The following is a 12,314-nucleotide window of genomic DNA, read 5'->3' on the forward strand; positions in this document are numbered from 1 at the left end:
CTCCATGAGGGAGAAGGCGTTTTTTGCACTATCAAGGGTAACCCGAAGCGCAAACGCAGGCAGCCGACCGCTGCCTGGACGCACCGCGCCAAGGACGTTCACCGCCATGTGCGCCAGCGTATTTTGCGCTGGCGTCTTGCTGTTGCCGCTCGCCGGCCAGGCGGCGGAAGACAATAAATCCCAGCTGAAAGACATCCAGCAGAGCATCGCCGAGAAAGAAAAAGCGGTGAAGCAGCAGCAACAGCAGCGCAGCTCACTGCAGGATCAGCTGCGTCAGCAGGAAAAAACCATCGCCCAGGCCAGCCGCCAGTTGCGCGACACCCAGGGCACGCTCACCCAGTTGGGCAAGGACATTTCCGGCCTGAACGCCTCGATAGCCAAACTGCAAAAGCAGCAATCGGCCCAACAAAACCTCCTCGCCAAACAGCTCGACGCCGCCTTCCGGCAAGGGCAGCACAGCGCCGTGCAGCTGATCCTCAGCGGTGAAGAAAGCCAGCGCAGCGAACGTATTCTTGCCTATTTCGGCTATCTGAACGAAGCGCGCCAGAAAACCATCGAAGAGCTGAAACAGACCCGCGCCGAGCTGGCGAAGCAAAAAACCACGCTGGTGGCCAAACAGGGCCAGCAAAAATCCTTACTGGGCGAGCAACAGACGCAGCAGCAGAAGCTGGAGCAGGCGCGCGGCGCCCGCAAAAAAACGCTGACCGCGCTGGAAGCCTCGCTGGAAAAAGACCAACAACGCCTGGTGGAACTGCGCCAGAACGAAGCCCGCATGCGCGACAAGATCGCTCGCGCGGAGCGCGAAGCCCGTGCGCGCGCCGAACGCGAAGCCCGTGAAGCGGCCAAGGTGCGCGAACAGGTGCGCATCAAGGAGCAGCAGGCGAAGAAAACCGGCACCACCTACAAACCTAGCGAAGCCGATCGCTCGCTGATGGCGCGCACCGGCGGCCTCGGTCGCCCGGCCGGCCAGCTGATGTGGCCGGTGCGCGGCCGCACGCTGCACGGCTTTGGCGAACAGCAGCAGGGCGAGCTACGCTGGAAAGGCATGGTGATCGAAGCCCGCGAAGGCAGCGAAGTGAAAGCCGTCGCCGATGGCCGCGTGCTGCTGGCCGACTGGCTGCAAGGTTATGGCCTGATGGTGGTGGTCGAACACGGTAAAGGCGACATGAGCGTGTACGGCTACAACCAAAGCGCGTTGGTCAACGTCGGGGCACAGGTGCGCGCCGGCCAGCCGATCGCTCTGGTCGGCACCAGCGGCGGCCAGGGAACGCCGTCGCTCTATTTCGAAATCCGTCGTCAGGGACAGGCGGTTAACCCACTGCCGTGGTTGGGAAGATAGATTTGCGCTATGTCAACACCCGAACAGCTCTGTTAATAGGCTGTCTGCTGCAGGTTTACGCTGCGCAGGCAGGAAAACTCTCCATCGTCATCGATGACGTGGGCTACCGCCCTCACGAAGAAAACGCGGTGCTGCAAATGCCGACGGCGATCTCGGTCGCGGTGTTGCCCAACGCGCCGCATGCCCGCCTGATGGCCACTCGCGCCCATAGCCAGGGCCGCGAAGTCTTGATCCACATGCCGATGGCGCCGCTCAGCAAGCAGCCGCTGGAGCGCGATACCCTGCAGCCCTCCATGAGCAGCGAAGAGATCCAGCGCATCATCCGCAATGCGGTGAACAACGTGCCCTACGCGGTCGGCATGAACAACCACATGGGCAGCGCTATGACCTCCAGCCTGCCGGGCATGCAGAAAGTGATGCAGGCGCTCGAAAGCTACCGCCTGTACTTTCTGGACAGCATGACCATCGGCAGCAGCCAAGCGACCCGCGCCGCGGCCGGCACCGGCGTGAAGGTGATCAAACGCAAGGTGTTCCTCGACGATACCGCGAACGAAGCCGACATCCGCCGCCAGTTCAATCGCGCGGTCGAATTGGCGCGGCGCAACGGCTCCGCCATCGCCATCGGCCACCCGCGCCCGGCGACGGTGAAGGTGCTGCAGCAGATGCTGCCGTCGCTGCCCACCGATATCGTGCTGGTTAAACCGAGCGCGCTGCTGAACGAACCGCAGGGCAACGGCGGTGGTAGCTACGTCCCGCCGGTCAAACCGCAAAAACCGCAGCCGAAGAACCCGTTCAGTGGCGGCATCAAGCAGTGCAAGGTCAAACCGCCGAAGGAAAAAACCAACGCCGGCACCGCGCTGGGCGTCATCGCCGACAGCATCGCCACCTCGCCGCCGGTGACCTTCATCAAGCGTCATTGGCAGCACTGGACGCAAGCCAAACCGCAAACATAAAAAAAGGGCCGGAATTCCGGCCCTTTTCACATCTGGCGAAATCAATCCCAGCTCAGCACCACTTTACCCGACTTGCCGGAGCGCATGGCGTCGAAGCCCTGCTGGAACTCGTCGATCGAGAATCGGTGGGTGATGATCGGGGTTAAATCCAGACCGGACTGGATCAGTGCCGCCATCTTGTACCAGGTTTCAAACATCTCGCGGCCGTAAATCCCTTTGATAAACAGCCCCTTGAAGATGACCTGGTTCCAGTCGATCGACATGTCCGAAGGCGGAATGCCCAGCATGGCGATGCGCCCACCGTGGTTCATCGCATTGAGCAGCGTGCGGAACGCCGGCGGCGCGCCGGACATTTCCAGACCGACGTCGAACCCTTCGGTCATGCCCAGCTCGGCCATCACGTCGTTAAGGTTTTCCTTGCTGACGTTCACCGCGCGGGTCACACCCATCTTGCGCGCCAGTTCCAGGCGGTATTCGTTAACGTCGGTGATCACCACATGGCGGGCGCCAACGTGTTTGCACACCGCCGCCGCCATGATGCCGATCGGGCCGGCGCCGGACACCAGCACGTCTTCCCCGACCAGATCGAACGACAGCGCGGTGTGCACCGCGTTGCCGAACGGATCGAAGATCGAAGCCAGTTCGTCGGAGATGTTATCCGGGATCTTGAAGGCGTTGAATGCCGGGATCACCAGGTATTCCGCGAAGCTGCCCGGGCGGTTCACGCCCACGCCGACGGTGTTGCGGCACAGGTGCGTGCGGCCGCCGCGGCAGTTGCGGCAGTGGCCGCAGGTGATGTGGCCTTCGCCGGACACGCGATCGCCGATGCTGAAGCCTTTGACTTCCTGACCGATCGCCACCACTTCGCCCACGTATTCATGGCCGACCACCATCGGAACCGGAATGGTTTTTTGCGACCACTCGTCCCAGTTGTAGATATGCACATCGGTGCCGCAGATCGCGGTTTTGCGGATTTTGATCATGATGTCGTTGTGACCCAGCTCCGGCAGAGGCACGTCGGTCATCCAAATCCCTTCTTCCGCTTTCAGTTTTGACAGTGCTTTCATGGTTTTACCTTATGCAATAACGCCAAGATCCTTACCGATACGTGTAAACGCCGCCACTGCGCGTTCGATTTGCTCCGGGGTGTGGTCGGCGGACATCTGGGTACGGATGCGCGCCTGGCCTTTCGGCACCACCGGATAGAAGAAACCGGTCACATAGATGCCTTCCTTGAGCAACGCATTGGCGAATTCCTGCGCCAACTTCGCCTCACCCAGCATCACCGGGATGATGGCGTGATCGGCACCGGCCAACGTGAAGCCGGCGGCGGTCATTTTTTCGCGGAACAGACGCGCGTTGGCCCACAGGCGATCGCGCAGGGCATCGCCCTCTTCCAGCAGTTCCAGCACTTTGATCGACGCGGCGACGATCGCCGGCGCCAGCGAGTTAGAGAACAGGTACGGCCGCGAACGCTGACGCAGCCACTCCACCACTTCTTTCTTGGCCGCGGTGTAGCCGCCGGACGCGCCGCCCAGCGCTTTGCCTAACGTACCGGTGATGATATCGACGCGGCCCATCACTTCGCAGTATTCATGGGTGCCGCGCCCGTTGGCGCCGACAAAGCCCACTGCATGGGAGTCATCCACCATCACCAACGCCTGGTACTCGTCTGCCAGATCGCACACCCCTTTCAGGTTGGCGATCACGCCGTCCATCGAGAAGACGCCGTCGGTGGCGATCAGAATGTGGCGCGCGCCGTCGGCTTTGGCCTGCTTCAGCTGCGCGGCCAGCTCGGTCATGTCGTTATTGGCGTAGCGATAGCGTTTGGCCTTGCACAGGCGCACGCCGTCAATGATCGACGCGTGGTTCAGCGCATCGGAGATAATGGCGTCTTCCGGGCCGAGCAGGGTTTCGAACAGCCCGCCGTTGGCGTCGAAGCAGGAGGAGTACAGGATCGCGTCTTCCATGCCCAAAAAGGCCGCCAGTTTCTGTTCCAGCTGCTTGTGGCTATCCTGGGTGCCGCAGATGAAGCGCACCGACGCCATGCCGAAACCGTGGCTGTCCATTCCCGACTTGGCGGCGGCGATCAGCGCCGGGTGGTTGGCCAGGCCCAGGTAGTTATTGGCGCAGAAGTTAATCACATGGCTGCCGTCGGCAACGGCGATATCCGCCTGTTGCGCGGAGGTGATGATGCGTTCTTCCTTGAACAGCCCTTCACTGCGAGTGGCGGCAAGCTGTTGTTCCAACTGCTGATAAAAAGACGCTGACATTCGGTTATCTCCAGGATTGGGCTATTTGCGGCATATTTTACTGATTTGTAACCAAACTGACGAGAATGCGCGGGAGAGAATATTAAAATTGCAGCAGATATCACGGCAAAAAGCGGACTTCAATGGCAATGCGGGATATTCGGAGCCCTTCCGCTGTTTGCCGCGGCATGAAATGCTATGATAACCGCCATTGAGCGTGGGGCATTGTGCCCCGCCAGCAGCTTAGCAGGGGTAACCCAATGATTATCGTCACTGGCGGCGCCGGCATGATCGGCAGCAACATCATTAAGGCACTGAACGACAAGGGATATCGCGATATCCTGGTGGTGGATAACCTGAAAGACGGCACCAAGTTCGTCAACCTGGTCGATCTGGACATCGCCGACTATATCGATAAAGAAGACTTTATCGCCAGCATCATGGCCGGCGACGATCTGGGCGATATCGAGGCGGTCTTCCACGAAGGCGCCTGCTCCGCGACCACCGAGTGGGACGGCAAGTACATGATGGACAATAACTATCAGTACTCCAAAGACCTGCTGCACTACTGCCTGGATCGCGAAATTCCGTTCCTGTACGCCTCCTCCGCCGCCACTTACGGCGGCCGCGAAGAGTTTATCGAAGAGCGTCAGTATGAAGCGCCGCTCAACGTGTACGGCTACTCCAAATTCCTGTTCGATCAGTACGTGCGTGAGATCCTGCCGGAAGCGGACTCGCAGATCTGCGGCTTCCGCTACTTCAACGTTTACGGCCCGCGCGAAGGCCACAAAGGCAGCATGGCCAGCGTCGCTTTCCACCTGAATACCCAGATCAACCGCGGCGAAAACCCGAAACTGTTCGCCGGCAGCGAAAACTTCAAGCGTGACTTCATCTACGTCGGCGACGTGGCGGCGGTTAACCTGTGGTTCTGGGAAACCGGCAAATCCGGCATCTTCAACTGCGGCACCGGCCGGGCGGAAACCTTCCAGGCGGTGGCCGACGCGGTGGTGGACTTCCACCAGAAGGGCGCGGTGGAATATATCGAGTTCCCGGAGAAGCTGAAGGGCCGCTATCAGGCGTACACCCAGGCCGATCTGACCAAGCTGCGCGCCGCCGGCTACGACGCACCGTTTAAAACGGTCGCCGAAGGCGTGAAAGAGTACATGGCCTGGTTGAACCGCACCGCATAAGCTGAAGGAATTAACGCTGGGTATGAAAATACTGGTTATCGGCCCTTCTTGGGTTGGCGACATGATGATGTCGCAAAGTCTCTATCGCACCCTGAAGGCCGAATACCCGTCGGCGGAGATCGATGTGATGGCGCCGGCCTGGTGCCGCCCACTGCTGGCGCGCATGCCGGAAGTCAATCAGGCGCTGGCGATGCCGCTGGGCCATGGCGCGCTGGGGCTCGGCGAACGCCGCCGCCTGGGGCGCGCCCTGCGCGCCAACCGTTACGATCGCGCTTACGTTCTACCCAACTCGTTCAAATCCGCGCTGGTGCCCTTCTTCGCCGATATCCCGCAGCGCACCGGCTGGCGGGGCGAAATGCGCTACGGCCTGCTGAACGACGTCCGCGTGCTCGACAAGGCGGCCTTTCCGCTGATGGTGCAGCGCTACGTGGCGCTGGCCTATGACAAAGGCCGCATTCAGCGCGCCGACGATCTGCCGCAGCCGCTGCTGTGGCCACAGCTGCAGGTGAGCGACGAAGAGATCGCCGACACCACCGCAGCCTTCAACCTGACCGACAGCCGGCCGATCGTCGGCTTCTGCCCAGGTGCGGAGTTCGGCCCCGCCAAACGCTGGCCGCACTACCATTATGCGACGCTGGCTCAGCAGTTGATCGAGGGCGGCTATCAGGTCGCGCTGTTCGGTTCGGCGAAAGACCACGAGGCCGGCGAACAGATCCGTGCCGCGTTGCAGGAAAACACTCGCGATTTCTGTCTTAACCTGGCCGGAAAAACCCAGTTGGAGCAGGCGGTGATCCTGATCGCGGCCTGCCAGGCGGTGGTCAGCAACGACTCCGGTTTAATGCACGTTGCCGCAGCGTTGAACAAACCGCTGATAGCCTTGTACGGCCCAAGCAGCCCCGACTTCACGCCGCCGCTCTCCGACAAGGCGCGGGTGATTCGCTTGATCAGCGGCTACCACAAGGTGCGTAAGGGCGATGCCGAGCAGGGATACCACCAAAGTTTGATCGATATTCAGCCGCAGCAAGTGTTGGATGCGCTGACGCCGTTACTTGTCGCCAGCGAGGAATAGTCATGCAGGTGTTAATCGTAAAAACCTCCTCGATGGGAGACGTGCTGCATACGCTGCCCGCTCTGACCGACGCGCTGCAGGCCATTCCCGATATCCGCTTCGACTGGGTGGTGGAAGAAGGTTTCAGCCAAATCCCGACCTGGCACCCGGCGGTGGATCGCGTGATCCCGGTAGCCATTCGTCGCTGGCGCAAAAACTGGTTCGGCAACGACACCCGACAACAGCGCTGCGACTTCAAGCGCGCGCTGCAAGAACGCCGTTACGACGTGGTGATCGACGCGCAGGGCCTGATCAAAAGCGCCGCGCTGATCACGCGCATCGCCAAAGGCAACAAACATGGCCCGGACTGCAAGAGCGCGCGCGAGCCGTTCGCCAGTTGGTTCTACAACGTGCGCCATGAGATAGACAAGCAGCAGCACGCGGTGGAACGCACGCGCGAACTGTTCGCCAAAAGCCTCGGCTACGATAAACCGGGCAGCTACGGCGATTACGCCATCGCCGCACGCTTTCTCAGCCACCCGCCGGCCGATGCAGGGCAGTATTTGGTGTTTCTGCACGCGACGACCCGTGACGATAAACATTGGCCGGAGCAAAACTGGCGTGAGCTGATCGCGCTGACGGCGGACAGCGGGCTGAAGATCAAACTGCCGTGGGGCGCGGAGCATGAACATCAGCGCGCGCTGCGCTTGGCGGAAGGTTTCTCTCATGTCGAAGTGCTGCCGAAGCTCAGCCTGCAGCAGGTGGCCGAGGTGCTGGCCGGCGCCAAGGGCGTGGTCTCGGTCGACACCGGACTCAGCCATTTGACCGCCGCGCTCGACAAACCCAACATCACGCTGTTCGGGCCAACCGATCCCGGCCTGATCGGCGGCTACGGGCAAAATCAGCACTCGTTGATTTCTCCGGAAAAAAGCATGGCGACAATCGACGCCGATACGGCATGGCAGGCGTTGCAAAAGGTTCTAGCATGAAAAAACTGCATATTATCAACCTGGGTAAAATGGGCGGCGTCGAGCGTCTGTTCCTGCAGTACATCAACGATACCACCGACGGCAGCAACCAGGTCTTGTGCATCAGCGGTGACATCGGCGAAGAGATCCGCCGCCAGTTGCCTGCGCATCAGCCCGTCACCTTCGCCAACCGTCTGATCAATGCGTTGCCGTTGCGCTGCCCGCAGTTCCTGCGCAAATATTTGCTGAAGCGGAAAATCGAGCGGGCGAACGCCGACGTGGTGATCGTCTGGGACCTGGTGCCGGGGCTGGCGGCCAAACCCAAGCGCGGCAAGCTGGTTTATTACGATCACGGCTGCTCCTGGCGTTACCCCAAGAATAAAAAGACGCTGCGTTTCTTCGCCATGCTGGACGGCGTCATTTCCGCCTCACACGCGTCAAAGCGGGTGATGGAGCTGCGCTTTAATCTGCCTTGCCCAAATCACGTGGTGATCAACCGCATCAAGACGCCGGCGGGGATCGACACTGCGCCGAAAATGCTGTCGCAGCCGGTCAGGATCGGCACGGCCTCACGCCTGGTCAGCCTGAAAGGCATCAGCGTTTCATTATTGATGATGCAGGAACTGCTGCGGCGCGGGCATGACGTCACGCTGGAAGTGGCCGGCAAAGGGCCGGATCGCGCGGCGTTCGAGGCACTGGCGGCTCGGCTTCAGCTCGGCGACCGCATCACTTTCAGCGGTTATCAGGATGACGTCGCCGGCTTCTTCAATCGCACGCACATCTACATGAGCACGCCGATCACCGAGCCGTTCGGCTTGTCCTGTATGGAATCGCTCTATTTCGGCGTGCCGGTCATCTTCCCGCAGGTTGACGGCCAGCCGGAAGCGGTCAGGGATGGGGTCTGTGGCATTGGCCTGACGCCGTCGGTCACCATCGAACAGCACCGACAGCTCACCAATATCGAGGTCGACTTCCCGCATGAGGTCTACGATCCGTTGACCGACAGCCTGGTGACGCCCAAGCTGCTGTCGCATATCGACTGCGCGGATGCGGTGGAAACACTGTTGGAACAGGGAACCTATCAAACCATGAGTCTGAATGCGCGGCGCTATCCTGCGAAACATTTCAACTATGCTCAGTTCAAAGTTGAATTCGACGACACGCTGCGATCCTTTATCGCTTAATTGAAACGTGAGCCGGAAAACACGCCCGATGCTAAAACTCAGAACGCCGCACCCTGCCTTCAGCTATTTAATCTATCTGGGGTGCGCCATCGCTTTTTGTACCATTCCTTTCGGTTCCGCGACCGGACGCAATCTGTTTTACGTTTCCAGCTACATCGCCTTTATCGCCGTTTGCCTGTACCCACGCTACTACTTCAGCAACGTTAGAAATCTGCTGCTGCCCGCGCTGATGTTCAGCGTCGGCATGGGAACCATCCTCTGGATGCATCACTTCAAACAGCCGGGCGAGTATATCAATGTTTATCGTTCCTATATGTCAACCGGCAAACTGCAGCTCGCGACCGCTTTCATCTTGCTGATCGCGCTCAATGAGCGACTGTGCGTACAGCGGTTGCTCATCGTTGTGGCCCTCACCACTGGTCTGGCGATCAACGGTTATTCCCTCTATCAAGGGCTGCGTCTCGATATCCCGCGCGTAGAGCTCAACTTCGATCGCGCCACGGTCGCCGCCTACCTGATGACCGCCATCGATCTGGTGATGATGCAAGCCATCCTGATGCTGCGCACCCGTTACCGCCTGGCGTTGTACATCGCGGCGTTTCTGCTGTCCTTTTCTGCGCTGGTGCTCACCGGCACGCGTGCGGCCATGTTGGTCTACCCGGTGGCGGTCTGCCTGTCACTGCTGGCGACCAAACAACTGGTTTCCAGGAAACACAAGCTCGCGTTGGTAGCCTCGGTGCCGCTGCTGCTCATAGCCTGCGGCCTGGTGTTCAAGCCGCAGATAGAAGAACGCATTCAGGCCTTTGAGACCGACATGCGCCTGATGGATCAGCCACAGACTGAAAACTCGATCATTTCCCGGCTGTCGATGCAAACGCTGGCATGGCGCACCGGTTCACAAGCTCCATGGGGCCAATCCGCCGAACAGCGCGGAGAAGAGATCCGCACCATGGTCGCACAGCAGCCTCGCCTGTCTGGCGTCATGCCCTATATCAACGTGCATCTGCATAACGAACTGCTGGAAACCTATTCGCTCAAGGGCGTTTGGGGGGGGCTGCTATTGCTGGCGCTCTACATCTGCCTGTTCTTCTCTTCGTTCCGGCCGCAGCGCAACGCGCTGCTGCTGAGCGTCAGCGCCAGCCTGTTTGTCTACGGCTTGAGCGACGTCATCTTCTTCAGCACGGAAGGCACCGCCATGTTCTGTCTGGCGTTGATCGCCGGGGTGCTCTCCGTGGCGAGACAGCCTTCCGCACAGGAGCAGGCCGCGTGAAAATTCAACCACCGCTGCTCAGCGTTATCGTGCCGTTTTATAATAACGAAGCGTTCGTTATCGCTGCGCTGGATTCGTTATTTGCACAGATTCGCGACGATATCGAGGTGGTGATCATCGATGATGGCTCCACCGACGCCTCCGGCGCGCTGGTCAGCCACTATCTGGCGCAGCGGCGGCACCCGCGCGTGATCTTTACTTCACAGGCCAACGGCGGCATTGCGCACGCCCGCAACGTCGGCTTACGGTTGGCTACCGGACGCTATCTCACCTTCCTCGACGGCGACGATCTGCTGAGCGACGACTATCTGGCCATCCTGCACCCCCTGCTACTCGCCGGTGAATATGACCTGATCGATTTTAATTATCAGAAGTTCACCGAACAACCGCCGAAATCAGAGAACCGCGCGACGCAGCCCGTAGCCTACGACTTTTCACAGTTGGGGCTGAGCTGCCTGCAACCGCTGTTCGCACGCTCGATGTGGCATCTCTGGAGCCGGGTATATAAACGCACGCTGCTGGAAGGGGAAACGTTCGAAGACGGCAGGCGCTATGAAGACGTGATTTTTACGCCTTTTCAGTATTTCAAAACCCGCCGCATCGCCCATCTGGACTGCGAGCTCTATTTCTATCGGGACAACAGCCAGGGCATCACCCGCAATATCAAACCCAAAGATATTGAAGATCTGCTGTTCGCCATGGAGAAGATGCTGCGTTTTGTGGCGCAGCATCCCGGGGATGAGCCGCTACGCCGGTTGGCCGCCCTGATGCTGGCCAACTGCTTTTCCGAGGTCAAAAGCATGTCGAAGGCGGTATACGGCTATTACCATTACGCACCGACAACGCTGCACATCCTGCGCCGCACCGCTGATATCTGCCGCAACAGCGACGTGCCGGGCAAAAAAGTCCGCCAGATGCGCTATGCGCGAGTGGATACCTTTCTTTCGAAGCTGCGCGGGCGCAAGCCGCGCTAACCGCATCGGCCGGGCGGCCGATGCGTCGTCGCTCCTTCAGCGTGTCAAAGGCACGTGCGCGACCAGCTCATCATAAATCCGCTGCGGCTGGATGACCCCCATCGGGCTTTCTGCCTCCAGTGGCATCGTATAGCCGGTACGCGACACCTGAATGATGCGGTGCAGTTCCGCATCCTGAATCGGGCCGGTGGAGCGTGAGTCGGCGGTCACGAACAGGCTGATGGTTTTCACCTTCAACGCCACTGCCAGATGCAGCGGCCCGGTATCGCCGGTGACCAGAACATGGAAACTGTCGAGCAACGTCAGCAAGCCTTGCAGCCCCGTTTTACCGATCTGGTTATCCACGCAGGCCTGCGTTTGCGGGCCGATCAGGCTCATAAACTGTTTGGCCTTGCCGTCGTCGAACGGTGCGCCAATCAGCACGATGCGTACATTAGGGTGCTTCGCCACCAGCTCATCGGCCAGCCGCGCATAGTGCGAAACCGGCCAGCAACGCGACTCTGTTGACGCCCCCAGTTGAAAACCGATGGTGGGATGCTCGCTGCTTTTGACGCCGCGTTGATAATCCACGGGAATTTCCATCGTCGGATCGTCGCTACGGCAGCCTAAAATGGAAATCAGCTCCAGCTTGCGGCGTACGAAGTGGCCGTAATAATGGAAGATATAGTTGGTTAGCCAAGGCTCCAGCCCGCAAATGCCTGAGCTGTAGTTGTCCCTGATAATGTACTTCGCCCCGGCCAGTACGGCACTGATGATGTCATAAGGCAGATGGGAGTGCAGGATCAGCGCCAAATCCGGCTGATGTTCGCGCAACGATTTCAGCAACGGGCGGATCGTCTTGATCTTGCTGTCCCAATACACCACGCGATCGTAATAGCGGCCGTTTTCCACCAGCTCGCGGTTTTTCTTGTGCACCACCAGCGTGATGTGCGCGTTGGGATAGCGTTCCCGCATCGCCCTCAATGCCGGCGTGTTGAACATGAAGTCGCCCAACGCCGTGGTGGAATAGATAACGATATTGTCAAACTGCTGGGCGCCGTCGAACGTCGCCTTGTCCTGAAAACGGCCGTACTTCGCCGTATAGCGACGCAAGAACCAGTCTGCAACCTTGATTTTCCATTTCTTCGACATGTGCG

Annotated in this window: 11 protein-coding genes; 8 read left to right on the top strand and 3 right to left on the bottom strand. The window is 59.8% G+C overall.

The genetic code is table 11. The features are described 5' to 3' along the window. Positions 1 to 4 precede the first annotated feature (4 nt). Together envC and C9411_RS23570 are read left to right on the top strand one after the other, a co-directional pair. On the top strand, positions 5 to 1,339 hold the full coding sequence (gene envC / locus C9411_RS23565) for a murein hydrolase activator EnvC (protein WP_063991308.1): 1,335 nt from the start codon (positions 5 to 7) through the stop codon (positions 1,337 to 1,339). A gap of 2 nt (positions 1,340 to 1,341) precedes the next feature. Then, the gene (locus tag C9411_RS23570; protein WP_107228034.1) at positions 1,342 to 2,292 is read left to right on the top strand and encodes a divergent polysaccharide deacetylase family protein; all 951 of its coding nucleotides are present in this window, start codon (positions 1,342 to 1,344) and stop codon (positions 2,290 to 2,292) included. A 41-nt stretch (positions 2,293 to 2,333) separates the two neighbouring features. Here C9411_RS23570 and tdh read toward each other — a convergent pair whose 3' ends face one another. Next, positions 2,334 to 3,359: an L-threonine 3-dehydrogenase gene (gene tdh / locus C9411_RS23575; protein WP_107228035.1), complete on the bottom strand. Its 1,026-nt coding sequence runs from the start codon at positions 3,357 to 3,359 to the stop codon at positions 2,334 to 2,336. Positions 3,360 to 3,368: 9 nt separating this feature from the next. After that, positions 3,369 to 4,565: a glycine C-acetyltransferase gene (kbl, locus tag C9411_RS23580; protein WP_004931154.1), complete on the bottom strand. Its 1,197-nt coding sequence runs from the start codon at positions 4,563 to 4,565 to the stop codon at positions 3,369 to 3,371. 239 nt (positions 4,566 to 4,804) lie between these two features. Between kbl and rfaD the strand changes: the two genes are divergently transcribed. Genes rfaD through C9411_RS23610 form a run of 6 tightly spaced genes read left to right on the top strand, consistent with a single transcriptional unit; the run spans position 4,805 to position 11,178 of the window. Further along, entirely contained in the window at positions 4,805 to 5,734 is a 930-nt protein-coding gene (rfaD, locus tag C9411_RS23585; protein ID WP_060453247.1) for an ADP-glyceromanno-heptose 6-epimerase, read from the top strand. A 22-nt stretch (positions 5,735 to 5,756) separates the two neighbouring features. Continuing rightward, on the top strand, positions 5,757 to 6,803 hold the full coding sequence (gene rfaF / locus C9411_RS23590; protein ID WP_063991306.1) for an ADP-heptose--LPS heptosyltransferase RfaF: 1,047 nt from the start codon (positions 5,757 to 5,759) through the stop codon (positions 6,801 to 6,803). A gap of 2 nt (positions 6,804 to 6,805) precedes the next feature. Next, complete coding sequence (rfaC, locus tag C9411_RS23595; protein WP_063991305.1) at positions 6,806 to 7,771, top strand: lipopolysaccharide heptosyltransferase RfaC; 966 nt, start codon at positions 6,806 to 6,808, stop codon at positions 7,769 to 7,771. Next, on the top strand, positions 7,768 to 8,934 hold the full coding sequence (locus C9411_RS23600; RefSeq protein ID WP_107228036.1) for a glycosyltransferase: 1,167 nt from the start codon (positions 7,768 to 7,770) through the stop codon (positions 8,932 to 8,934). Before rfaC ends, C9411_RS23600 begins: the two co-directional genes overlap by 4 nt. A 28-nt stretch (positions 8,935 to 8,962) precedes the next feature. Beyond that, complete coding sequence (locus C9411_RS23605; RefSeq protein WP_107228037.1) at positions 8,963 to 10,204, top strand: O-antigen ligase; 1,242 nt, start codon at positions 8,963 to 8,965, stop codon at positions 10,202 to 10,204. Beyond that, on the top strand, positions 10,201 to 11,178 hold the full coding sequence (locus C9411_RS23610; protein WP_107228038.1) for a glycosyltransferase: 978 nt from the start codon (positions 10,201 to 10,203) through the stop codon (positions 11,176 to 11,178). The genes C9411_RS23605 and C9411_RS23610 overlap by 4 nt, the downstream gene beginning before the upstream one ends. A gap of 36 nt (positions 11,179 to 11,214) precedes the next feature. On the opposite strand, the gene C9411_RS23615 is transcribed toward C9411_RS23610, so the two are convergent. Continuing rightward, positions 11,215 to 12,309 (bottom strand): glycosyltransferase family 9 protein, encoded by a 1,095-nt coding sequence (locus C9411_RS23615; RefSeq protein WP_063991301.1) that lies wholly within the window; start codon positions 12,307 to 12,309, stop codon positions 11,215 to 11,217. Positions 12,310 to 12,314: the final 5 nt, after the last annotated feature.

This window comes from Serratia sp. Nf2 (assembly GCF_003028435.1).
Lineage (GTDB): Bacteria > Pseudomonadota > Gammaproteobacteria > Enterobacterales > Enterobacteriaceae > Serratia > Serratia marcescens_L.